The 23,471-nt window shown below is 48.7% G+C and carries 21 protein-coding genes and 1 pseudogene; 16 read left to right on the top strand and 6 right to left on the bottom strand.

Going from position 1 to position 23,471, the window contains the following annotated elements; genetic code table 11:
- The first annotated feature begins 45 nt into the window (after window positions 1–45).
- A complete protein-coding gene (locus AB1611_09510; GenBank protein MEW6379831.1) occupies window positions 46–243 on the top strand; it encodes a hypothetical protein in 198 nt (65 codons plus the stop codon).
- 175 nt (window positions 244–418) lie between these two features.
- Here the strand turns inward: AB1611_09510 and AB1611_09505 are convergent, their stop codons facing one another.
- The gene (locus AB1611_09505) at window positions 419–775 is read right to left on the bottom strand and encodes a hypothetical protein (protein ID MEW6379830.1); all 357 of its coding nucleotides are present in this window, start codon (window positions 773–775) and stop codon (window positions 419–421) included.
- 582 nt (window positions 776–1,357) lie between these two features.
- Between AB1611_09505 and AB1611_09500 the strand changes: the two genes are divergently transcribed.
- Both AB1611_09500 and glgB read left to right on the top strand, forming a co-directional pair.
- Window positions 1,358–2,068, top strand: coding sequence for a hypothetical protein (locus tag AB1611_09500; protein ID MEW6379829.1), 711 nt, complete (start codon window positions 1,358–1,360; stop codon window positions 2,066–2,068).
- Between the two features lie 145 nt (window positions 2,069–2,213).
- Window positions 2,214–4,100: a 1,4-alpha-glucan branching protein GlgB gene (glgB, locus tag AB1611_09495; protein MEW6379828.1), complete on the top strand. Its 1,887-nt coding sequence runs from the start codon at window positions 2,214–2,216 to the stop codon at window positions 4,098–4,100.
- A 91-nt stretch (window positions 4,101–4,191) separates the two neighbouring features.
- On the opposite strand, the gene AB1611_09490 is transcribed toward glgB, so the two are convergent.
- From AB1611_09490 to AB1611_09470, 5 genes are all read right to left on the bottom strand, one after another.
- Window positions 4,192–4,869, bottom strand: coding sequence for a hypothetical protein (locus AB1611_09490; GenBank protein MEW6379827.1), 678 nt, complete (start codon window positions 4,867–4,869; stop codon window positions 4,192–4,194).
- A 247-nt stretch (window positions 4,870–5,116) separates the two neighbouring features.
- Window positions 5,117–6,019, bottom strand: a complete 903-nt coding sequence (locus AB1611_09485; GenBank protein ID MEW6379826.1) for a hypothetical protein — start codon at window positions 6,017–6,019, stop codon at window positions 5,117–5,119.
- A 460-nt stretch (window positions 6,020–6,479) separates the two neighbouring features.
- Window positions 6,480–6,809, bottom strand: a complete 330-nt coding sequence (gene trxA, locus AB1611_09480; protein ID MEW6379825.1) for a thioredoxin — start codon at window positions 6,807–6,809, stop codon at window positions 6,480–6,482.
- A 239-nt stretch (window positions 6,810–7,048) separates the two neighbouring features.
- Window positions 7,049–8,767: a S8 family serine peptidase gene (locus AB1611_09475; GenBank protein MEW6379824.1), complete on the bottom strand. Its 1,719-nt coding sequence runs from the start codon at window positions 8,765–8,767 to the stop codon at window positions 7,049–7,051.
- A 460-nt stretch (window positions 8,768–9,227) separates the two neighbouring features.
- The gene (locus AB1611_09470; protein MEW6379823.1) at window positions 9,228–10,784 is read right to left on the bottom strand and encodes a tetratricopeptide repeat protein; all 1,557 of its coding nucleotides are present in this window, start codon (window positions 10,782–10,784) and stop codon (window positions 9,228–9,230) included.
- A 321-nt stretch (window positions 10,785–11,105) separates the two neighbouring features.
- On the opposite strand from AB1611_09470, the gene AB1611_09465 reads away from it, so the two are divergent.
- The 13 genes and pseudogenes from AB1611_09465 to AB1611_09405 all read left to right on the top strand — a co-directional run bounded on the left by AB1611_09465 (window position 11,106) and on the right by AB1611_09405 (window position 23,020).
- A complete protein-coding gene (locus AB1611_09465; GenBank protein MEW6379822.1) occupies window positions 11,106–11,525 on the top strand; it encodes a secondary thiamine-phosphate synthase enzyme YjbQ in 420 nt (139 codons plus the stop codon).
- A gap of 2 nt (window positions 11,526–11,527) precedes the next feature.
- Window positions 11,528–12,625 (top strand): M48 family metallopeptidase, encoded by a 1,098-nt coding sequence (locus AB1611_09460; GenBank protein ID MEW6379821.1) that lies wholly within the window; start codon window positions 11,528–11,530, stop codon window positions 12,623–12,625.
- Window positions 12,618–13,163 (top strand): DUF4416 family protein, encoded by a 546-nt coding sequence (locus tag AB1611_09455; protein ID MEW6379820.1) that lies wholly within the window; start codon window positions 12,618–12,620, stop codon window positions 13,161–13,163. The genes AB1611_09460 and AB1611_09455 overlap by 8 nt, the downstream gene beginning before the upstream one ends.
- Before the next feature lie 77 nt (window positions 13,164–13,240).
- Window positions 13,241–14,113 carry an NAD(+)/NADH kinase gene (locus AB1611_09450; protein MEW6379819.1) on the top strand — a complete coding sequence of 291 codons (873 nt, stop codon included), beginning with the start codon at window positions 13,241–13,243 and terminating at the stop codon, window positions 14,111–14,113.
- Complete coding sequence (gene recN / locus AB1611_09445) at window positions 14,110–15,837, top strand: DNA repair protein RecN (protein ID MEW6379818.1); 1,728 nt, start codon at window positions 14,110–14,112, stop codon at window positions 15,835–15,837. Before AB1611_09450 ends, recN begins: the two co-directional genes overlap by 4 nt.
- Before the next feature lie 163 nt (window positions 15,838–16,000).
- Window positions 16,001–17,887, top strand: coding sequence for an ATP-binding protein (locus AB1611_09440; protein MEW6379817.1), 1,887 nt, complete (start codon window positions 16,001–16,003; stop codon window positions 17,885–17,887).
- A 39-nt stretch (window positions 17,888–17,926) separates the two neighbouring features.
- Window positions 17,927–18,298 (top strand): response regulator, encoded by a 372-nt coding sequence (locus AB1611_09435; protein MEW6379816.1) that lies wholly within the window; start codon window positions 17,927–17,929, stop codon window positions 18,296–18,298.
- A 96-nt stretch (window positions 18,299–18,394) separates the two neighbouring features.
- Window positions 18,395–20,017 (top strand): PAS domain S-box protein, encoded by a 1,623-nt coding sequence (locus tag AB1611_09430; GenBank protein ID MEW6379815.1) that lies wholly within the window; start codon window positions 18,395–18,397, stop codon window positions 20,015–20,017.
- Window positions 20,018–20,027: 10 nt separating this feature from the next.
- A complete protein-coding gene (locus AB1611_09425; GenBank protein MEW6379814.1) occupies window positions 20,028–21,371 on the top strand; it encodes an ATP-binding protein in 1,344 nt (447 codons plus the stop codon).
- A gap of 60 nt (window positions 21,372–21,431) precedes the next feature.
- Window positions 21,432–21,674 (top strand): 4Fe-4S binding protein, encoded by a 243-nt coding sequence (locus tag AB1611_09420; GenBank protein MEW6379813.1) that lies wholly within the window; start codon window positions 21,432–21,434, stop codon window positions 21,672–21,674.
- A 119-nt stretch (window positions 21,675–21,793) separates the two neighbouring features.
- Window positions 21,794–22,012, top strand: a complete 219-nt coding sequence (locus tag AB1611_09415; protein ID MEW6379812.1) for a hypothetical protein — start codon at window positions 21,794–21,796, stop codon at window positions 22,010–22,012.
- Window positions 22,013–22,379: 367 nt separating this feature from the next.
- Window positions 22,380–22,463: pseudogene (locus AB1611_09410) on the top strand (type II toxin-antitoxin system HicB family antitoxin).
- A gap of 140 nt (window positions 22,464–22,603) precedes the next feature.
- Complete coding sequence (locus tag AB1611_09405; protein MEW6379811.1) at window positions 22,604–23,020, top strand: hypothetical protein; 417 nt, start codon at window positions 22,604–22,606, stop codon at window positions 23,018–23,020.
- The last annotated feature ends 451 nt before the right edge of the window (window positions 23,021–23,471 follow it).

Raw genomic sequence — 23,471 nt, 5'->3', positions numbered from 1 at the left:
ACCAATCTGTCTGGCAAATGCAAGAATCTCCTTAGCTGACAGCTCGTGTCTATACCTCGGGCGCAGAAGAGTTTGCAGGCAGGCAGGCAGTTTATCCGCCACCTCTCTCAAAGAGGAGAGAAACTCTCGAATGATAAGCTTGTCGTCACTGCCAAGCTCATCGACCGCGGGAGGGGAATGTCTGGCGTATCATCAGCATCATCTGCCTGCATGGGGATAAATTTTGGTTCTTCTATCAGATAGAGCTGATTGCTCAGGATCAATCTTTGTTTGATCGTGTTGATTATTTGGCTTGTTTGGAGAGAAGTACGATTGAGGAGCCGGGAAATTTCATCCTCGGATTTCCTCAACCTTAAATAAATAAAGACCTTTTGGTGGTCTTCATCAAGGCCTTTAATTGGAGAGGGGAGTCGATTCACTAAAAGATTCTTCCACATTTCCATCTTAACCATTCTATGTAAGTTGAATGTGAATAGACGATTGACCAGATATAGGTTTTCAGACTGCAATCATTAATCCCCTGGAAGGATTTGACCTTCTTCTTTAGGAAATCAAAGAACCAGAGGTAAGAGTCCAGACATTCATCACATTGATCTTCCGGCCATGGTCGATTGCTCCCCTTTTTTTGCTTTTGAAGAAAAAGCAGGGCGCACATTTTCTCCCTGGCTGCATAATGGCAATGAGTCTTCATAAGCCCCCATACCCGTGAAAGCACAAGGTCAGTAAAGTCATTGACAAAAACCTCACAGGCATTGCTGTCGCCGGCACTTACCAAGTCTGGCTTGTGAAATATCTTCCTTTATCTCCACATCTGCCCGGTATCACCTCATTATTACGATACCTTAGAAGGTCCACCTTTCGTTAGTGAAAAGACCTTGCAATCTGAGAGCCAAATCAAGAGTAAAAATGACGAGATAATTGTCAGATTATTACAATATATTTAAAGACTTTAATCTATTATCATAATATACATAAAATTTATGCCATATCCAATCATTTAATTCAAGGTAAATTTGATCCAAGGCGTAAGGGCTGAGGAACAAAAAAAGTTTCTATTCTCCTTTACGTCTGTTTTCAATTTTGATATACTGATTTTTCGAAAAAAAGTTCAGAAAGGATGATACCATACAGGCCATCGGTCAGGATGGTCAAAATATTGGTGGGTGGGTTCATTTTTTATTCATATTTTATTCATACTTTCCATGAAAAAATCCGAAATATATAGTTCGAATATTTTATTCCCAAATATCTTACCTCCAATCAACCAATTAAAGGGTAATTTATAAGCGTAGCGCGCTGAATAGCTGAAAAGTTTTGTTATACAGTTTGTCATAGAGAGGGAAAAGGGGGAAATGTCGTGGATTTAAAGCGGGAATTTTTTCCAAAGATTAAAAAAACTGTTATTCCCAGGCCTGTGGTCAGGCCGGAGACTGATGTCCTTGGCCTGTCCGGAACGGTTCGGGCTTCCGAGGCGGTGATTTACGGCTCCAACTGGTATTATGATCCCGGGCAGGATCTGATTGAAATCTGGGATGCGGGCCCGGCCCTCTGCTTTCGTGATGTTTTGCCGAAAAAGGACAAGTACGCCAGGGAAAATCTTTACCTCAAGCTGTCCATTGCCTACCGGACTACGGAAAATGCCTTCGCCAACATTCGCACTTTTTCCGGCAATCATGTAACCTTACCGAACACCGTGCAGGGATCCATGTATGAGGACCCATTTACCTTCTACTGGGTCACCGATGACTGCACCATCAACATCAATTCCATTTACCGCGATGAACGGATATGGTTCCAGAGAGTCGATTGGGAATGGGTCAGCCGGGAAACCATCTATGATGATGAGCTTTCCTATAAAGATCCGTACCTTTACCGGACGAAGGAAGAGGTGGATGCCCTGTACGCACCAAAGCCCGTCAATGATGATGTGGTCAGAGAATTCCTCATGAAGAAGATAAAGGAGGACCATACTTTTGCCAAGCGGTGCATGCTTCTGCTCAATGGCGATGCGCTGCTGCAGAACGATCTGGTCACCCTGTATCAAAATCTCGGTATTCATTCTCAATAAAACCGAATAAAAAAAGCAGGCGGTCATCCTTTTTTCTCAATGAGTTTGAGTTATTGATGGTCAAGTGATGGTCAAACCTTGGTGTTCTTGCAGGTAGGGAAAGAAAACATGACATTGTCCTCAAAAAGAGGGGGGAAAATACCGGATGGATTCAAGCAAACTTCAGTCTATTCCCGAGCTGGATCTTTATCTTTTCAATGTAGGAGAGCATCGCAGGGTACACAAATTTCTCGGGGCTCATCTGATCGAAGGAGGGTGCCGGTTCGCTGTCTGGGCGCCGAATGCAGAACGGGTTTCCGTCGTAGGCAGTTTCAATAATTGGAATATCCACGCTCACGCCATGGAGCGGCGCGGCAATACGGGTGTCTGGGAACGGTTTATTCCGGGGCTTCATCATGGAATTTTCTATAAGTTTGCCATCCAAAAACCCGGAGGGAAATGGGAGTTTCGGACAGACCCGTTTGCCCGGTTCATGCAAAACGATGAAAACCGTACTCCGATCTTGACCGAAACCTACTATGAATTCAAACATCCCAAGGTTACTCTGGCTGATAAATTCAGCAGCCCCTTAAACATCTTCGAGGTCCATCCTCTGTCGTGGCGGCACCGGAATGGACGGCCATTGAGCTACCGGGAACTGATCGATGAGCTGGTTCCCTATGTCAAATACATGGAGTATACCCACGTTGAGCTTATGGGCATTCTGGAGCATCCCTACATTCCTTCCTGGGGATATCAGGTAATCGGATTTTATGCACCTACCTCCAGGATGGGGACTCCGACTGAATTCAAGCAATTGATCGATGCTTTTCATCAGGCGGGAATCGGGGTCATCATCGACATTATCATGGTCCACTTCCCCAAGGACATTACCGGTCTTGCTTTTTACGACAATGACAATCACCTGTTCGAGAGCCCGATCCCGGAGCGGAAAATGACGGCCTGGGATACCTTTTACTTTGATTTTGGCCGGAATGAGATCAAAAGCTTTCTTATCTCCTGCCTGTTCCACTGGATCGAGGAATTTTACGTTGACGGATTCCGGTTCGATGCCGCAGGCCAATTCCACTATTATGAATTTTCCAGTGACCAGAAATACCGGGAGTTTTTACACCGATATGGCAACTGCCACAACCCGGAAGGGTTCCGTTTCATGCAATCCATGAATTGGGCGGTCAAGGAGGAGCATCCGGAAACCCTGCTCATCGCGGAAGATTCGACCATTGCCAGCGGGGTTACCAGGCCGGTGGAGCACGGCGGGCATGGCTTTGATTATAAGTGGGATCTGGGATGCACCTCTCACATGATGAAATACTTCCGGCGTCCCTCCAGCCAGAGAAGCACCGTCTACGGAGACCTCACCTATCCCATGCTCTACCATCATACTGAAAACTTTATCCTTCCTCTCGGCCATGACGAAGTTGTTCACATGAAAAGGACCATGGTCAATAAAACGGAGGACCTCACCGATTTTGAGAAATTCGCCAATCTCCGGCTGATGTATTTGCTGCAATTCGGCTATCCGCATAAGAAGCTGCTGTTTATGGGACAGGAATTCGGCCAGAAAAACGAGTGGAACGAGCAGCAGCCTCTGTCCTGGGACTCAACCTGGGACCATCTTCATCGCTCCATGCAATGGTTTGTCAAGCGATTGAATGAAGTGTATAAATATATTCCGGCCATGCACGAAGGTGATAATATTCCGAACGGATTTGAATGGATCGAGTGTCAAAACTACCGGCAAAATATCCTTGCCTTTATCCGCTATGATAAAAATTATCACGACTTTATGGTCTATTTGATTAATCTTTCCAAAGAGCATTTTGAGAACTTCCGTCTGGGAGTCCCCTTTGCAGGCAAATATTTTAAGGTACTCGACACCGATGCACAGGAGTTCGGCGGAAACGGCCATAACTGGATCAATGAATACGAAGCGGTAAATCAACCGGCATTTCACCATCAGAACAGCCTGTGCACCAAGCTGCTCCCTTTGCATGGCATGGTTTTCAAATCACTGGACGTCTGGCGGTGATTTTGTGCGGTCAAGCAAAAAACCGGAGAACGGGATTCGTTCTCCGGTCATGACGCAACGTACGGATAAATTTTCAAGAGAGGGCTTTCGATCAGACGATGATCGGTATGGGATTGGCCAGTGTCAGCCCCACGGTGCCGGTATCGACTTGCAGATACAGGGGATCATGAATGATGTAGGTTCCCGTGATAAAGCTTGGAGAAGACAGCGTGCAGGTATAATCCACCGTATAGTTGACAAGGGCGTTCAGATCAAAATAGGTGCCGGTCAGGGTAAATCCGGTAGCACTGTTCAGGCCGGATACACTGATCGGAACTGGAACAAGCTTATTTAAGAGGAGCCCTGCTGTTCCTGATACAACCAATGTTCCCGGAGTGTAAAGCAGTTGAAAATCAGCCACTCCGCTCTTCAGGCTGACATAACTTACCCACGTGCCGCTCCAGCTTCCCGTGGGATTTGGTAAAACAGGGACCAGAGTAGTCGTGGTTGTCAGGGGTGCCTGAGCCTGCCGGATCAGTTGTCCGGCACCCGGAGTAAAGCCTGCCCCCCCCAGCCCATATAAACCGGCCAGACCACCATAAAGGCCATAATATGGACCGTATGGACTGAATTCACCACCAAATAAGCCATAGAGGCCGTAAAGGCCGCTTCCTGGAATACCAGCGGTAAGACCGCCGTAATATGCTGGGGCATTTTGGCTATACATGACCAAAGACACTGCTAAAAGCAGGGAAACCACAAAAACTAGTTTTGCTCTCGTGAACCTCATGGTTAATACCTCCCTTTCCGGATAGCGGGGGATGGGCAATGAATGTTCACTGTTCAGCTCCATCCTCCTTCAAGGAAACAGCGCAGCGGCTGTTAAACCTTTAACCGGCTTTAAAAACGTAATGAGCACCTTTGGCCTGGAGCCACGAAAGATACCTGAAGTAGTGGTTTACCTGAATCTGCTGCCAAATAACCAACCCCCTCCTCTCTAATTTCAATCGCCCTCACCGAAAGGTCCTTATCAAGACTCAGATGACCAGGCTCAGGTTAAATTCGCCTGCATCGCTCTTGAGATACAGGGCATCATGAATCAAATACGTTCCCGTGAGAAAAGACGGGGAAACCAGAGTGCAGGTATAATCTGCATAATACGTTACCAGACTGAGAGGATCAAAATAACTGCCGCTCAGAGTGAAACCGGTTGCACTGTTTAAACCGGAGACAGGAATGGGAACAGGAATCAGCTTGTTCAGCAGAAGGCCTGCTGTTCCGGAAACGGTCAAGGTCAGGGGATTATAGGTAAGAACGAAATTGGCGATGCCGCCCTTCAGCGTAATGTAGCTCAGCCATGTGCCACTCCAGGTTCCGGTGGGATTTGGCAATGCCGGGACAGTTGGTACGGGAGCAGTGGCCGTAGTCGAGGTAGCAGGCAGGGTCGTCCCCGATGTCAGGAGAAGCACCTGAGCCTCTCTGGCCAGGGGATCAACACTTTCACTCAAACTATATCTACCCAGTAGCCCCCCATACAGACCACCATACAGACCACCATAGAGGCCGCCGTACAGCCCGCCATACAAGCTGCTGCCATACAGACCATACAGTCCGCCATAGAGGCCGTAGAGCCCGCCATAGAGGCCGAGCCCGCCGTAGAGGCCGCCATACAGTCCGCCATACAAGCTGCTGCCATACAGACCATACAGCCCGCCATAGAGGCCGAGCCCGCCGTAGAGGCCGCCATACAGTCCGCCATATGCGCTTCCCAGACCGCTGTAGTATACACTTCCCAGACTGGAGCCACTGCCGGTAATACTGCCAATACCGTAACCATACAGACCGCCATAGTAAGCCTGTGCACTTGAGCCATATAAAGCTACCGATAGAACCAATACCAGAAATACTACGCAACCAGCTTTCTCTCTCAAAAACCTCATACCCGAATTACTCCCTTCATTTTGAAAAATATAATAACATCTTGAACCTCACAACTTTCCCGCGGTATCATTCTCTCCAATTAAGCTCTCGTTATCACCTCCTTCAGGCTTTTCAGGCTGGGGTAATATTGATCCTGCGGATAAAGCAGTTATGATCAATATACCGCTTATGGGGTCTTTTCCTTCAACCAGAAACTGTAAGATGGGTCAACGACAAAGTGGGATTACAGCACTCGCATACGCATTACGCAGTGGAAAGCCAGAAAAGGAAACCAGGATCGCATCTACCCGCATTCTGTTACCGAAATTTTATCCTTATCGATAAAAGGCGCTGTGAGTTATAAAACCTTACGGAAATATTTTCGTAACTACGCAGGTTCAGAGGCGGGAGGATGGAGAGACGGAAAAACCTGTAAAGCGAAGGATTCGATTGGTCTTCGCTTTACAGGTCCATGCCGGGTTATTTCCGGGATACTAAAAATGGCTTGATCTTGTCTTCAATGAAATTCTTGGGGACATTGCCGACAATCTGCTCTTTTTTTTCCCCGCTTTGAAAGACCACCAACGTTGGAATACTCATTATCTGATAGGTGGATGCCGTTTTGGGATTGACATCAATGTTGAGCTTACCCACTTTCAACTTTCCTGCATACTCATCAGCGATTTGAGATACCGTAGAGGCAATGGCACGACACGGCATACACCACTCAGCCCAAAAATCTACCAGGACCGGCAGCTCCGACTCCAGAACCTCTTTTTGGAAATTTTCATCACTCAGTTGTATTTCCATAGCATCATTCCCCTTTCCCTGGTTAATTACCAAGAGCTATACTTGGCTCATGAATCCTGTCTTAAGTATAATCCCCATCACCTCCCGTCCCATCTCTCCACCAGGGGACGATGGAAGGGCTTTTAGACCGCCAATTTATTTTCGAGCTATTTTCTTCTCTTCTTCGAGCCTTTCTTTTCTCTTCGGATAGTATTCTCGTCAGGCTTAGGAAATTTTTATGATTTACTATGAAAATTCCATCATGGTGCAAATAAAACCTTTCCCGGAGAGATATTCACTGCAACCGGCCAAAGGAGACCGTAATAAGAGGCGATAAGGGGTGAATAGCCCAGGCCGGAGATTGTATCTGTCACTCGGCTGCCACCGGCAAAGGATGTCGGGATCCCTGGCCAGGAGGCAGGAAAACCGGCTGCCTGGGTCAGAGGGAAATACCCGCCCGGAGAGATGCTGCGGTCGGCGGGCAAATATCCTGCTGAAGCCCTCGATTCTCTGACCGTGCTGCTTCCAATCAGGGATGAGAGAGGATTGTATGCTCGGATGAGATTATCAACCGGGGTAGTAACCAGAAAAGGCCACAGCCGCCCCTGGGCTGCCGCCACAGGTGCGATGATGGCTGCATCCACAGCCAGTAAGGCGGCATGCGGGTTAAGCACGCCCCATCCATAATATTGGTCCCAGCCCGGCGTGTCCAGGTCGATAGCTGTACTTTCCAGAATCTCTCTGACCTGAGCTGCCGAGAGCAAACCGCCGCCTCTGGCCAGGACCAGGGCTGCCACTCCTGACGCATAAGCGCAGGCGCTTGAGGTCCCTTCGGCATAATAAAAGTCGAACCGCCGGAAGTTTCTTCCATCATGGGTCTGCTGGTATATCCCGTCCGGATTTCCGTCCCCATCCTGATCCAGGGAAAGGTCCCCGCCCGGAGCGGCCAGGTCAACGTCAGGTCCATAGTTCGAATACGAGGAGGCAAAGCTGTTATCAAACCGGGTGGCGGTTATCGACAGTGAGTCAGGATAGGAGGAAGGGTAATGAGGCTGGCTCGATGCCTCATTGCCTGCCGAGCAGACTACCAGTACCCCCTGACTCACGGCATAATTGATGGCCTCCTCTTCGGCGGCTGAAGGGTCGGCAATCGATCCATAACTCATATTGATGATCTGTGCGCCATTATTGACCGCATAGTAAACACCGTCAACAATAGTGGCTACATCACCTGCACCGCTGGCATCCAGCACCTTGACCGGAATCAGGCTGCACTGGAAAGCGACCCCGGCCCCGCCGGTGAGGTTATTGGTGGATTGGGCAATGATTCCGGCAATATGGGTGCCGTGCCGGTTGTCGTCATCCGGATTGGCATCGTTATTGACAAAATCCCAGCCGGGGAGAAAGCTCGTGTTGGCCAGGTCAGGAGCCTGAGCGAATTTCAGATAATTCTCGTAAGCGATGCCGGTATCGAGTACCGCCACCACGACATTTTGCCCGGCAGACAGCTCCCACGCCAGCGGCAATCCATTGACATGCAGATGCCACTGCAGGTTATAGACCGGATCGTTGGGAACAAACTCCTCCACGTGGCGGATAAAATTTGCTTCAGCCAGGGCAACCCCAGGCTCTCTCCGCAGGGCCTGAACCAGATCACCGGCAACAGCAGCCGTCGCAACCCGGTGGAATCCGCTGTATGGGCTGCTGGAAACCTGCCTCAGGGCATATTTCCGGCTCAGACTGCCCATGAGAGCAGGCGAGACCCCTGCTTTGAATCTGACCAGGACTTCACCAGTCCGGTACCGGGGAACATAGGCGGAGGGAACAGAAAAAAATGCGCCGGGAGGGTAGAGAGCACCTGAAACCGGATACGGATAGATCGCTGCCCGGACCGGATAAGGGAAGATAAGACCCAGGAGCAGGAGTGATAAAAAAATATACTTGTCAGGAGAAATCTTGAGCAAAAAAGGTGAATGCATTCCCTGCATGAGCCTTCCTTTCCACAACAGAATTGGTCAACCGGAATATGATATTTCATTCGCACTGCTCCTCTTTTTCGCCCGCTCCTAACCGTTTGTGGGTATCCAGTGTCTCGTACTTACTATGAGTATAGTCTATTGAAAGCAAAAATGATGCCTCACTGCATTACTTTCTCCAATTCTTTTTGATCGGTCTCTTGCAGTACATTATCTTCTGGAAGAGATAAATGAATTGGCTCTTGAGTAGACTCTCATGATTTCTGCAAACCAGGAATATTTTTTAGAGTAAAAGCAGTTAAATTCGCTTCACTACCGGACCCCCAGAACGCAAAGCGGCTGCCGCCGCAGTGTATGATAATTAGCCGGTATGTAAAAATGCCTGTGGTGCTACCAGATTTAAATCTAAAAATCCCTGGTACCGCCAAGGTTCAATCGTGGGGCAAGTTTATATCCAGTCACTTCAAAAGGCATAATTAATCAACAACGACAAAGCGCTTTCATCAAGGAGCCGGCACTCGGCGGTTAATTTGATATTTTCCCGCCAATCGTAACCAGTCCCGATCCTGAATCCGAATTGATCTTTTTCATCAAAACTGATGTCTCCGGTGGAATCGGAAAAATCAAGACTTCCCGATGACTTGGCATATAAAAGACCCAGGTACGGAGAGAATTTCCGAAACCCCTGATAGACAGTATCGGCAGCCAGTTGATACTCGGTTACTTCAGCCGCAGCGGAAAGGCTGGTATCCGCCTCATTATCATTTCCCTTGGGAGAGTAGTGCAAGAGGTCCAGATTGACTTTGATTCCCAGGGGGGATTCGGGGACGTTGTAAACATGGGAAGAGATTCCGGCACCATATGCGAAGGCCACGGCCTTTTCGAACTTAACCTGCGGATTCAGGTCGAGAGCTTGATCGAAGCCCATACTGATCGATCCGAGATTAAGGTAGAGACAGGTATTTTTCAACAAACCGGGCGTATATCCGAGCTGAGCGATGGTCCTTTTGGATTTCATGGTGTTATCGCCGACATTATTGGTAAAGACAACTTTCTTTTGGGTAACCAGCTTATTATTAATGCCCAGATTGAAGCTTTTCTTGATGCCGGGATGCCCTGCCTCCTGCGGCATATTCAGTCTTTCTTCATCAGCGCCTTTATCATCCTTCCCCCTGCCGTCACCCCTGATGGACCGGTACAGCTTTTGGGGATAGAACATTAACTTGCTGAACATGCTGCCTTCCTGGGGCTGGCTGTCCTCCGGCTCACCGGCAGCAGGTTGTGCCTGTGCGGTTTTTTCGCCTTCACTCTCCCGGGAAGAAAGTACGGCAAGATTCTTCTGGGCCACCTCATTGCCGGGAGATATCTTGAGAGCCTTCTGATATTCAGCGATAGCTTCGGGCACCTTTCCCTGCCGCTCATACAGTCCGGCTAATTGCAGATACGCATCTGTCATCCGCGGACCGAGCTGACAGGCTTTCTGGTATTCAAGGGCAGCCTTGTCCGTTTTGCCCATTTGATCGAGGCAGAGGCCCATATTATAGTGAAGCTCGGGATCATCGGGGAAAATGTTCAGTCCTTGATAATACTGCTCCAGAGCAAGATCATGCTTTCTTTGCAGGCTATAGATGACTGCCAGGTTAAAAATCGCCTCGTAAAGCTCAGGATTGGCTTTCAGAGCTGCCCGATACCCCTCGACCGCATCATCGAGATGCCCGCTTTTATGCTCTGCCAGGGCGAGATAATAGTAAGCGTCGGCCCGATGAGGGTCCAGGATCAGGGCTTTTTTGAATTCCTGGATGGCAGCCTCATACGCTTGATTTTGCAGCTTTTGGATTCCAGCCCGAAGATATGATTCCGAATCGCTTTCCCAGGACTTCTGCGGACTTTCATTCTGCCTGATGTTTTGTTCCGGTGCAGTGGAATCCGGTCCCTTGGGGGACAGATATTTTTTCCCTAATGAGCAGGAAGCAACGAATATCAAAACCAGAAATATTGAAGCCAATTTAAGCCTTTTCATAAAACCCCCTAAGGATGCAGCGATAATCAATAACCTATAAGAGAATGTATAATAGACCGGCACGTAATCTTGCATGCAGAGTCATAGATAATAATTCATTTTATTACCTTCCGTATTTTTAATCAAGGAAAAATTTTCAAAAAACTCCCCGCCTGTACTATTTATCGGTATCAATTCCAGCATGGAATCAGGATATTCCCCTGGCTCCACCCGGCTTTCCTGAAGGTATTCTTCCCGACCCAAATTATTGACTTTACCGGGAAAAGATGTTATATTTACATGTTTTTAACATGTTATACCAAATACGGAGGGAAAGCGAGCATGCCTGTTATCACCAAAAGTTTTGCCCTTGAAACAAGGGGAAATACTCAGATTTTAGACATCACCCAGCAGGTTAAAAGACAAATCCTCGACTCCGGATTGTCTTCCGGAATAGCCACCGTTTTTGTAGCCGGCTCAACCGCAGGCATTACGACGATTGAATATGAATCGGGGGCGATCAATGATCTGGCCGCGGCCATCGAACGGCTTGTGCCCGTATCCCTGCACTACGATCACGATGCCCGCTGGGGAGATGGAAACGGATATGCCCATGTCCGTGCAGCCCTCCTGGGTGCTTCTCTGACCGTGCCCTTTGAGAATAAACGGATTTTTCTCGGCACCTGGCAGCAGATCGTTCTTCTCGACTTTGATAACCGTCCCCGTTCGCGCGAGATCATTGTCCAATTGATTGGTGAATAGGATTGACTCAAGAGCGGAAAGCCAAAGAGTACAATCGGAAAAAAATCCTCGTTGAAATTGCCGAAACGGGCTGGTTAATGATTTTTCTGGTCTTGTTCATGTATCGAGGCTGGTCGGTATCCCTGAAAAATTTTTTATTTGGTTTCTCCTCCTCTGCATGGATAGGAAACGGTTTCTATATCCTCGTCTTTCTGCTGCTGATCGAGACGATAATCCTGCCCCTGAGTTATTATTCCGGCTATGTCCTCGAACATGCATATGGCTTATCATCGGAAAGTCACATCTCATGGATTATCGATGAGCTGAAATCGCTGTCACTGTCCCTGTGCTTTGGTCTGCTGCTCGGAGAGATCATCTATGCCCTGATTGCCGGATTTCCCTCTTTCTGGTGGCTGATCGCATCCGTCATTATCAACGGTGTCCTCATTGTCCTGACAAAGCTGGCCCCTGTTGTGCTGATGCCCATTTTCTTCCGGTTTCAGCGTCTTGACGATAAGGACCTTGAAGCCAGAATCCTCAAACTGACTGATCAGGCACACACCCGCATCAATGGCGTGTTTGAGATGAATCTCAGCAGGAAAACCAGGGCAGCCAATGCAGCCCTGGCAGGGATCGGCAGCACCCGCCGGATCATCTTATCCGATACCCTTCTGCAAAACTACAATCATGACGAAATCGAAAGCATCATGGCCCATGAACTGGGACATCATGTCTATAACCATTTATGGAAGGGAATTCTGATTCAGAGCATGCTGATTACCCTGCTTTTCTCCCTGGTTGCCGTCAGCCTGAACAGGGGAGTTGTGTGGTTTCACCTGCAAGGCCCCCACGATATTGCCGGACTGCCCTACCTGACTATCATTACCACCGTGTTTTCCCTGATATTTTTACCCCTGGTCAATATGTACCTCCGCTCCCTGGAATATCAGGCCGACCACTATGGAGTCTCGGTTACCGGCAAACGGGACAGTTTCATCTCGGCCCTGGAAAAACTGGCCCGGCAGAATCTCTGCGATCAGGAACCGAGCGCCGTTGTCGAGTTTATATTCTACAGTCATCCCTCGATATCCAGGCGAATAGGTCGCATAGCTCATGGGTAAGATCAGGATACCGGATAAAGTAAAGCCTTTTGCCGGATTGCTGCTGGCGGATATCTCCCTGCTCGATGAGGCCAAAACAGCCCTGGAGTCGCTGTTAGGTCCGATTGACCTGTGCAGCGATAGTATTCCCTTCTCGCATTCGGACTATTACCGGCCTGAAATGGGAGAGCACATCCTTCGCCTTTGGGTCAGTTTTGCCAGGTTGTCCGATCCGGGAAATCTGCCGGGGTGGAAGATTGTGTCAAACCGCCTGGAAGAAGAGCGGGCACAGCGGGGGGATGACAGATTATCGCGGCGGATCAATATTGATCCCGGCTACGTGAGCGACTCGAAGATCGTTCTTGCTTCCACCAAAGATTACAGCCACAGGATTTATCTTGGCTCCGGGATTTATGGAGAAGTAACGCTGGGCTACCGAAGAAATAAGGGCTGGCAGTTCTTCGACTGGACCTATCCGGATTACCGGGAAAAAGCAGCCCTGGATTTTTTTACCCTGGTGAGAGACAAACTGCTGTCATCGCGCCGGTCAATGGCATAAGATGGTTGATATCCTTGACATTTTTGCTGTAAAGGCTAAAATGGGGAAGAAATCTTTTTAACGGCTCAAGCACGACCATGATAAAAAATATCGGAATTTTCTGTAAGCCCGATCAGCAGCGGGCTCCCAAGGTATTATCGGAATTACTTGCCTGGATAAGGGCCAGAGAGCTTGTGCCCTACCTTGAATGCACGGCAGCGGAATTGGTATCCTTCCCTGACAAGGCCCATGTTCTGCCCCTGGCAGATCTTGCGGCTGCAATCGACCTTTTAATCATCCTGGGAGGAGATGGAACGCTGCTGCGGGCTGCACACGTAATCGAAGGGAAAAGCATACCTATCCTGGGAGTCAATCTGGGAAGCCTCGGCTTTTTAACCGAGATTACCATTCCGGAGCTGATCCCTGCTCTTGCGGCCATCATCGGGGCGGGGTCGTATGCCGTAGATGAGCGGATGACGCTGGAGGCATCGTTTTCTCTGGACAATTCCCCGGAGGCAAAGAGGGCCTGTGCCCTCAATGACGTTGTTTTTTCGAAAGGAATCCATGAAAGCCAGCTCATTGAGCTGTCCATCAGAGTGGATGGAATCTGGATCAACAAATTCCTGGCTGACGGCCTGATCATCAGCACCCCTACCGGCTCGACCGCCTATTCTCTGTCTGCCGGAGGACCGATTCTTCACCCTTCGATGCATGCCATTCTGATAACCCCCATCTGCCCTCATATCCTGACCAATAGACCCATTGTTGTGCCGGATAACCAGGTTATCGGGGTGACTTCAAAATCGAAAAAAACTATTCTCCTGACAGTCGATGGTGAATTCAGAAAGGAAATCTCCTGCGATGAGGAAATCCTCATCAAAAAGGGAAGCAGTAAGATCCGTTTGATCAAGGCCCCGAACAAGGACTATTATCAGGTGCTTCGGACGAAGCTGAAATGGGGGGAGCGATGATCGTCACACTCCGGATAGAAAACTTTGCCATTATCGATCAACTGCTGATCGAGTTGAGCGGAGGATTTTCCGTTTTCTCAGGAGAGACCGGAGCGGGAAAGTCCATTCTGATCACCGCGCTGAATCTTCTTCTGGGAGAGCGGGCCTACACGGAATACATCCGGTCCGGCAGAGAGAGTGCTACGGTCGAGGGTGTTTTCAGGGTAGCGGAAAGCTCCACCGCTCTTGCGCATCTGAGGGACAAGGGCATCGATCTTCTGGATGAGGGGGAAATCTGGATCAAGCGAAAAATCTTTCAGGCCGAGAAAAGCAACCGCTGCTATATCAACCACCAGCCCTGTCCCCTGTCTCTCCTGGCGGAAATCGGACGATGGCTGGTGGACATCCACGGGCAGCATGAGCACCAGTTCCTCTTATCTCCCGATCGGCATATCGATATCCTGGATGCCTTCGGCAATCTGAAGGAGCTGCGAAACCGGTTTACCGGCCTGTACAGGGAGTATGAGGAAAAAGGCAGGCAGTTGCTCGCTCTGATCAAGAGCAAGCAACTCAATCAGCAGGAGCTTGAATTTCTGCATTTTCAGATGCAGGAAATCGACCAGGCCAACCTGAGCCGGGAGGAGGAGGAGACGCTTGATCTGAGGAGGCGGCAGCTTCAGAATGCCGGGCGGCTGTCTCAGGACCTTACGATGGTTATCCAGGAAATTTACGAACGCGAAGGTTCTCTGCACGAGCGGATGGGCAAAATCTGTGCCACCTTGCGGCAGTTGGCCAGAATAGATGATTTTTTCTCACCCCTGGCCGATTCCCTGGAAAATGTCTGCTACCAGATGGAAGAGGTATCATCCCGGTGTACGGATTACCTTCAGGGCATAGAGTTTGAGCCGCATCTTCTGGATGAGCTGGAGACACGGTCAGCGGAAATCCAGCGGCTGAAGCGTAAATATGGACAGACGATCACCGATATCCTGGATGCAAGAGCCGGAATGGAAGAAAAATGGCAGTCGGTGCAGCGGACTGAAGATGAGATAGAAGGGGTTCACCAGCAGATCGAGCGGCTGGCAGGACAGGTTCTTGATCTGGCCGAACACCTCTCCGCCGAGAGGCAGAAGGTAGCTTCCGGCCTTGAGCAGCGGATTACCAAAGAACTGGCTGATCTTTCCCTGCCCAAGGCCCGTTTTCAGGTGAGTCAGCAGAGAGGAAAAGCGGAAGCCGCCGGAGCTGACACCCTTTCCGGCGCACGTCAACTGCCTGTGTTCCCCTGTCGGCTGACCTCAAAAGGCATTGATCTGATCGAGTTTCTTTTTTCCGCCAACCAGGGGGAAGAGCTTAAATCTCTGGCCCGCATTGCCTCCGGAGGGGAGATTTCCCGGATTCTTCTGGCCCTCAAAGCCTGCCTGAAGAGTGCAGACGAGGTGCCGGTCCTGGTGTTCGACGAAGTGGATGTCGGCATCGGCGGCGATATCTCCAGAATTGTCGGCAGGAAGCTCAAGGAGCTGTCAACTGCAAAGCAGGTACTCTGTATTACCCATTCTCCCCAGATCGCCTCGCTGGCTGATCATCACTACGTGGTCAGGAAAGTGACGACCGATCACCGTACCAGTACAACTGTAGAGCACCTTCAGAACGGACAGCGGATTGAGGAATTGGCCAGAATGCTGGGAGGTGGAGTTGCTTCGGATATTACTTTCACTCATGCGCGGGAGTTGATTGAAACCGGGTGATCATGACCGCATCTTTTTCCTTTCTGAAATTTTTCCCTCTCTTGAATTGTATCGCTAAATATAGTACCATTGGGTTATAATATATAGTACCATTGGGTTATAATATTGGAACCATCGATAAAGCACCGTAATAATAAAATTATTATCGACTTTTGAGGAATCAATGCACAGAAAAAGGGGAGAAGGCCATTTCTCAAAGGATCAGGGGTTTAAACCATGTCCCAGGGGAGTGGGGATTACCCTTCGACTGTTTACTCTCATTCTGACCTTACTCGTTCTGATGGTTGTCAACCACCTTGTTGCCTACCGCCAGAATATTAAAGTTACCACAGCCTTTGAAAACATCCTCAAGGAAATTCCCCACGAGAGAGCCATATATGAAATCCAGACCGCCATAACCGATTATATTATGCCTGCCAATGATTTTCTCATTACGGGAAATATCAATGAGCATAAGAAAGCCAAGGCCCTGGAAAAAAAGGTTCTCGAAGCTCTGAATCATTGTTACACTCTATCCCGGCCTCAGGAGATAGCTTTAATCGACCGCATCCGTGAGGATTTTGTCCACATCCAGTTTCTTTCAGGCAAAATCATGGCCAGTGATATCACCCAGCGGCAGGTAGCCGGAGCTATGATGAAGGAAATGGATGATCTGGCTATTTCAACCCGGAACCATATCCAGGAACTGGTCAGGATGCATGATGAACACATGGCCAATTCGCGGAATGAGGCTGAATATGCCTGGCGTTCTGCCAATTTGTGGATGATAGCGATTTTTATCATGGCCACAGTCATCAGCCTGACGGTAGCCACCTATATTTCTCTGTCTATTTTACGCCCTCTCAAGCTTCTGGATGATTCAGCACAGCGGATTGCAGACGGAAACCTGAATGAGCTGCTGCAAATCGAACGGAAAGGAGAAATCAGCAGCCTGGCCAATTCCTTTAACCAGATGATTCTTTCTCTCCGGCACCAGATCAAAACCAGCAGAACTATTCTCGATGCCATAGCTGATCCGGTTTTTACCGTGGACATGGGCATGAATATCACTTACTTCAGTCCTGCCTGCGAGTCCCTGACAGGATACACCAGCAGTGAAGTTATTGGTAAAAAATGCCATAACATATTCAAAAGTGATATCTGCGAAGGTCGATGCGCTATCAAAGCTTCAGCCAGAAACGGAACGCCAACCCTGAACGTCGAAGTCCAGATTCAGACAAAAGACGAAAGGGCTATTCCGATTATGGCCAGTGCCTCCTCTCTGAAGGACGAACGGGGTGAAATTATGGGCGGATGTGAGGTATTCCGGGACATTTCAGAGCAAAAGCGGATGACCAGGGAACTGAAAGAGACTCAGGAGCAACTGATTCTTTCCGAGAAAATGGCAGCCCTGGGGCGTCTGGCATCTTCGGTGAGCCATGAGCTGCGCAATCCTCTGGCGGTGATCCAGAATTCGACCTATTATCTGAAAAACAAGCTTGACTGCCAGGACCCGAAAGTACAAAAACATATCGAGATTATCGAACACGAAATTGAAAGCTCCAATAAAATCATCAGCGACCTTCTGGGTTTTTGCCGGACCAGAAAGCCGGAGCTTCATCTCGAAGATATTAATCAGGTGATCAACACATCTTTGTCACGGATTAAGTTACCGGCCAATATCTCTGCCCGTCAACAGCTTGCTCCCGGTTTGCCCCTTATCCTGGTCGATAAGCATCAAATGCATCAGGTCCTGGTCAATCTGATCACTAACGCTGAGCAGGCCATGCAAAAAGGAGGTGGGGAAATACTTATCGCCACCCGGGAGAATCAGGGGAGGATCGAGGTTGAAATCGCGGATCAGGGGTATGGCATCTCTCCCGCTGATCTGGAAAAACTGTTCGATCCTTTCTTTACCACCAAGGCTACCGGGATCGGCCTGGGACTCACCATTACCAAATCGATTATCCAGAACCACCAGGCCAGCATTGCGGTTAAGAGTGTGGTTGGACAGGGAAGCTCATTCACTATATCATTCCCTATCAGGGAGGACGTAGGGCAAAGCCCATAATCAATAATTGCTGAGGTCAATACATTGAAAATCTTGGTTGTGGATGATCAACCGGGTATGAGAGAAACATTGATCGATATCCTCCAGGACGCCGGATACGAGGTTGAATCCGCTGGAGACGGATATGGTGCCATTGAAAAGACTGACCAGCAATTCTTTGATGTTATTTTGATTGATATTATCATGCCGGGCATTAACGGCGTGGAAACAATCAGGAAAATCCAAAAAACAAACAAAAAAATAGACAGGAAAACCGAGTTTATCCTGATGACCGCTTATTCTGCGGAGGCCCTCATTGAGGAGGCCTTGAGCTATGGTATTTATCAGTATGTCAATAAACCATTCCCTCCGGAGCAGATTATCTCACTGGTGGAAGAGATCAGGGAGAAGAGTAAAGATAGTGGTCAGTAAAGACAGTGGTCAGTGATCAGTGGCCAGTGGCCAGTAAAAGCAGGGGACAGTGGTCAGTAAAAAGCTGATAACTCGGTTGAGAAAAAGGATAGTACTATGTCTGCCAAAGCCAACATTCTGATCGTGGATGATGAGATCGGAGTATGCTACACCATAAAGGACATTCTGGAAGACGATGGTTATGGAGTAAGCATTACCCTCAATGGAAATGATGCCATTGATGCTATCCGCGACAATTCTTTTAATGTGGCAATTATCGATATCAATTTGCCGGATATCAGCGGGCTGGAAATTCTTAAGGCAATCCGCAGCATGAATCTTGATCTCTATTCGATCATGCTGACGGCAGCCGCAACTATTGAAAACTCCATCAAGGCACTGAACCAGGGGGCCTATGCCTATATCGTCAAGCCATTCCAGGTGGAAGGGCTCAAAGATACGGTCAAGCGGGCTGCCGATGAACAGCACCTTGTCCTGGAGAATAAAAAACTGCTCCGCGAGCTTCAGGTTTCCAATGCCGCCCTGAAAGAAGCCAAGATGAAGGTGGATGACCTGAACCGTGCCCTGGAGTCGAAAATCCGGCAGCGGACACAGGAACTGTTTGACCAGAAGGAACGTACCGAGGCTATTATCGAGAGCCTGGCCGATGGCCTTTGTACGGTTGATGAGCACTGGTGTATTACCTCCTTTAATCGTCAGGCTGAAAAGATCACCGGCTACCGGGCTGATGAGGTTATCGGCAAGTATCATGCCGAGATATTTAAAAGCCAGAACACCGACTACACCAGGCAGTTGATGGAGTCTCTGAAAACTAAAGAGACGGTTTCCCATATGGAGGTCTACATTCAGAACAGGAGTCATCACACGATTCCGATTCGCGTCAGCGCAGCGCTCCTGCGGGATAAACAGGGACGGATTACCGGGGCGGTCCAGAATTTCCGGGACATTACCGAGCAGAAGCAATTGCAGGAGCAGCTGATCCAGGCCTCGAAGCTGGCATCCATGGGAGAATTACTGGCCAATTTCACCCACGAAATCAAAAATCCCTTAAATGGCATGCTCCTGTTCGCCAGCCTTATCCAGAGCGAGATCAAGGACCAGGACAGCGAAATTGCCGACTATGCCGACAGGATATTGCAGGAAGGAACCAGGATTGGAAAAATCGCCAGCGATATTCTCACCTTTTCCCGGCAAAACCGCCAGGAATACCACCTTGAGGATATCACCGAGATCATCGGCGCGACCCTGGCCCTTACCGAACATCAGCTCCAGCTCGACGGCATCAAGGTGATCAGGGAGTTTGAGCCCGGCCTGCCGAAAATCGCCGCCAACAGCGGAAGGCTCCAGCAGGTTTTCCTGAACCTTATCAATAATGCTCAATATGCCTTGAACAAGAAATCCCCAGGCATTGCTGACAGTGATGCCAAGGTCCTGCGGATCAGCGTCAATAAGGTTGAACATAATGGAACGCAGCATATCCGCATCAAGATCTTCGACAATGGCATGGGAATCCCGGAAAAACATTTCAATAAATTGTTTGATCCCTTTTTTACCACCAAGCCCGTCGGCCAGGGAACCGGCCTGGGTTTAAGCGTCAGCTACGGCATCATCCAGGATCACCAGGGAACCATCGAAGTTGAAAGCCGCGTCGACGAATTTACAGCCTTCATTATCGATCTTCCCGCAGCCGATTCTCAGAGGGACGCTCCACATGCCTGATTGCGGATCAATGAGGATACTTCTCGTTGATGATGAAGTCCTCTTCTGTGAAACGTTTAAAGATGTCCTGGCTGATGACGAATACGAACTGCTCGTTGTTCACTCCGGAGAGGATGCCTTACGGGAAATGTCCCGCCAGCTTATCCAGGTGGCCATTATCGACCTTCAATTACCCGATATGAGCGGCCTGGATGTTTTGCAGGCCATTAAAAATGCCCACCGTGAAGTATGCCCGATAATGCTGACCGGCCATGCTTCCCTGGAAACCGCAATCAAGGCCCTCAACCAGGGAGCCTATGCCTATATCACCAAACCCTATCAGGTAGGGGAAGTCCGGGCGATTATCAGAAATGCTCTGGAGCAGCAGAGACTTTCGCTGGAAAATCGCAGACTGATGGAAGTCCTGAAAGAAAACAATCAGCAGCTTATGGCCGCCACGCGTCAACTGGAGCAATTCAACCGGGAACTGGAGAGCAAGGTGGAAAAACGGGCTCTGGAGCTGGCCAGAGAGCGAGAGAAAAACGAGCGGCTCACCGAGCTTGATCAGCTCAAATCGGAGTTTCTGGCTATGGTCAGCCATGAATTAAAAACCCCCCTGACATCGATCATCGGATATAGCACCTACCTCCTGAATATGAGTCCTGAAGAGCGGTTGCCGGAAACCACCGATGGTTTGACCAGAATCAGCCGCAACGGGTACATTCTCCTCGATCTGATCAATAAACTTCTGGAATTTTCCAAAATCGAGGCTGGTAAGGTCGGTATCGAACTGGAGAAATTCGACCTGAAAGAAGTTGTCGAGGAGGTTTTGCTCATTTCCCTGCCCATGGCCAGGGAGAAACACCTTCAATTGTCGTTCGCTCCTTCTGACTTCCATGAAGTCATTGAGGCAGACCGACAGAAAATCAAACAGGTTATCCTGAATCTGGTGAGCAATGCCGTGAAATTTACCGAGAAGCCGGATTCACAGATTCTGATCCTGCTCGAAGCACAGGATGATTGTGTTCAGGTTTGCGTATCAGACCAGGGGATCGGCATCAGCCAGCAGGATCAGGAGGTTATTTTTGAAAGGTTCCGGCAGCTCGATTCGGCTGCTTCCCGAAAGCTTGGCGGTACCGGCCTGGGGCTCAGTATCGCCAAAAAATTCATCGATATCCACCGTGGCAGGATCTGGCTCGAAAGCGAACCGCACCAAGGCTCCCGCTTCATCTTCCAGATACCCAAAAGGCAATATGCGGAGGGGGACAGATATGGGGCTGGGAGTGAGCATGGGGGTGGACATGGGCACAGGCAGGGAGATGAGAGCAATGCGCCCGGTGGGGATGAGGGCAATATGCCGGGGTTGGTAATGTGACGGTGATGGAGTGGTAACGTGGTTGGATAAGGTGACTTGGTAAGGTGATTGGGTAAGGTGATGGCGAGAAATAATGAAAGGGTGGGGAAAATTCCAGGACGAATTGAAATTGACCCGCAAAGATGCAAGGGATGTGAACTGTGTGTGTCCCAATGCCCGCAAAAGGCCATCACCATTGGAGATGCCCTGAATCAGCAGGGATATTACTTTGCCCAAGCTCAGCATCCTGAGCGATGCACCGGCTGCGCCCTGTGCGCTGAAGTTTGCCCGGACCTGGCCATTGCCGTGTTTAAGGAGCGATGAGGGGATGCCGCAAAAACTCCTCCCCCTTGAGGGGGGAGTCTGGGTGGGGGTGATGGTTGTTTTCACCATCCTCATCGAGACAGGAGAAACGGGGAACATCTGAGAAAAGGTGATATTCCTTGACCAAAGTGAAAGGTACATATCGAGGAAACACTATCGAGCTCCTTGGGCCCGTTAAGGCAAAAGATGGAGTCGAGGTAGAAGTCATTTTTCCTGAAGCCCGTGGAATAGATCAATCCTTCATGATAGCTATGAAGCAGGAATTAGAGCGCATGGATAAAGGAATTCGACTTGGTGGCGGGCCTTACTACCAATCCCGTGATGAGCTCCATGAGTAAAGGGAGCAAATGTAGAGTAGGGCTTTCCCCCTCACCAAACACCATACGTAACCTGTTTGCCGACACTAAGAGCCCATCCGAAAAGTGGGTGCGGCTCCAATCCTGATGCTGTCGAAACAGTTCATCCTCTCCTGTGAGGGATAACTGTTCACTCCTTTTCCCTTGGGGAAGATGCCATTACCATAAAGGGGGGTAAGGTCAGGCCTTTGCTCAATAGTGAATATCTCGCTCATGGACATTAAACCCAAGGCAGCGTTTTTCTCCCTCGCCCCTCTGGGGAGAGGGGCTTTTGGGGTAAGTACCCTAATAGCATAGTCCTGAGTTATCCAGGTATGGTATCATTATTCTGAGGGAGAGGAGGTAGATTATGAGACAATACAAAGTTATCGTAGAAAAATATCCCGACGGTTATGTTGCTTACCCATTGGGGCTCAAAGGCATCGTTGTAGGATTAAGAGAATTCTGAAAGATACACTTGATCTCTCAGATGAAGATGTTAAATGGTCATATGATGTTCCCAAATTAAGTGGTAAAATTCAGACCTTATCTCTTGACAGCAGGATACCTCTGAAGCCATTAAAGAATAGACAAGTGAAAGGAAAGGTTATTCAATGGATTGAAGATTGTGCAAAATCACTGGATATTGCACCTCAAGTTATTAAATCTATACAAGGTGTTGTTTTTGAAGTCCGACAAGGGTACAAAAGCAAAGATTCAAAAAGACAAAATGCTGATATTAGAAATGCCGTGACAGCTTATACTCAAGGTTATTTGCCTTGTGTGGCAGTATTTTCTACTCAAATTGACAAGGATATTTTAATCAGGTACAAAAATGAAAAATGGATTCTGCTTACAGGTATAACAGAAACATCATCTCCATTGGTATCAATTTACTCATTTATGCGTGACATAATCGGCTATGATTTAGCATCGTTCTTTGAACGAAATCAAAATATCCTAAAAGCAGAGATTGATCAGGTATTACAGAACCTTCTCTCAACTCAATAAAATAAACGGTAAAAGAAATGCAGCAACTTATTGTCAAGCAGCGTGTAGATTATACTTATAAGTTTAATCAGAATGTAGGTAGACATGGGTGGTTACGATTGACTCCTGCATATTCTATAAAAGTTGTCGAAGAAATCTTAAAGGAATCTCCTGTCCATACTTGTGTACTCGATCCTTTTTCCGGAACAGCTACAACCTCTCTCTGTGCAGCGTATAGAAACCTTGAATCAATTTCGTTAGAAATTAACCCGTTTCTCGTGTGGCTTGGTAAGGTTAAGGTAGGTGTATATAATGCTGAAACTCTATCTCATACCCGTGAAGCAGCTAAGTACACGTCGCCATAATTACGCGGCCAGTTGTTTTGGGCCTGGTGGAGCAAATTGGAGCAGGAACTTTTCTTTCGTATAAGTCCAGTGTATTGGTTTAGGATGAGCATTGAGTTGATCACAAT

Source organism: bacterium (genome assembly GCA_040755755.1).
Taxonomy (GTDB): domain Bacteria; phylum SZUA-182; class SZUA-182; order DTGQ01; family DTGQ01; genus DTGQ01.
Note: the sequence above shows the minus strand (reverse complement) of the source record. Positions and strands in the feature narration are given on the sequence as shown.

What these genes read in the sequence shown, in the direction of transcription:
- recN (MEW6379818.1), top strand. Translation starts at nt 14,110, where the DNA reads ATGATCGTCACACTCCGGATAGAAAACTTTGCCATTATCGATCAACTG.
- AB1611_09465 (MEW6379822.1), top strand. Translation starts at nt 11,106, where the DNA reads ATGCCTGTTATCACCAAAAGTTTTGCCCTTGAAACAAGGGGAAATACT.
- AB1611_09430 (MEW6379815.1), top strand. Translation starts at nt 18,395, where the DNA reads ATGTCTGCCAAAGCCAACATTCTGATCGTGGATGATGAGATCGGAGTA.
- AB1611_09440 (MEW6379817.1), top strand. Translation starts at nt 16,001, where the DNA reads ATGCACAGAAAAAGGGGAGAAGGCCATTTCTCAAAGGATCAGGGGTTT.
- AB1611_09470 (MEW6379823.1), bottom strand. Translation starts at nt 10,784, where the DNA reads ATGAAAAGGCTTAAATTGGCTTCAATATTTCTGGTTTTGATATTCGTT.
- AB1611_09420 (MEW6379813.1), top strand. Translation starts at nt 21,432, where the DNA reads ATGGCGAGAAATAATGAAAGGGTGGGGAAAATTCCAGGACGAATTGAA.
- AB1611_09425 (MEW6379814.1), top strand. Translation starts at nt 20,028, where the DNA reads ATGAGGATACTTCTCGTTGATGATGAAGTCCTCTTCTGTGAAACGTTT.
- AB1611_09475 (MEW6379824.1), bottom strand. Translation starts at nt 8,767, where the DNA reads ATGCATTCACCTTTTTTGCTCAAGATTTCTCCTGACAAGTATATTTTT.
- trxA (MEW6379825.1), bottom strand. Translation starts at nt 6,809, where the DNA reads ATGGAAATACAACTGAGTGATGAAAATTTCCAAAAAGAGGTTCTGGAG.
- AB1611_09490 (MEW6379827.1), bottom strand. Translation starts at nt 4,869, where the DNA reads ATGAGGTTCACGAGAGCAAAACTAGTTTTTGTGGTTTCCCTGCTTTTA.
- AB1611_09485 (MEW6379826.1), bottom strand. Translation starts at nt 6,019, where the DNA reads ATGAGGTTTTTGAGAGAGAAAGCTGGTTGCGTAGTATTTCTGGTATTG.
- AB1611_09455 (MEW6379820.1), top strand. Translation starts at nt 12,618, where the DNA reads ATGGGTAAGATCAGGATACCGGATAAAGTAAAGCCTTTTGCCGGATTG.
- glgB (MEW6379828.1), top strand. Translation starts at nt 2,214, where the DNA reads ATGGATTCAAGCAAACTTCAGTCTATTCCCGAGCTGGATCTTTATCTT.
- AB1611_09450 (MEW6379819.1), top strand. Translation starts at nt 13,241, where the DNA reads ATGATAAAAAATATCGGAATTTTCTGTAAGCCCGATCAGCAGCGGGCT.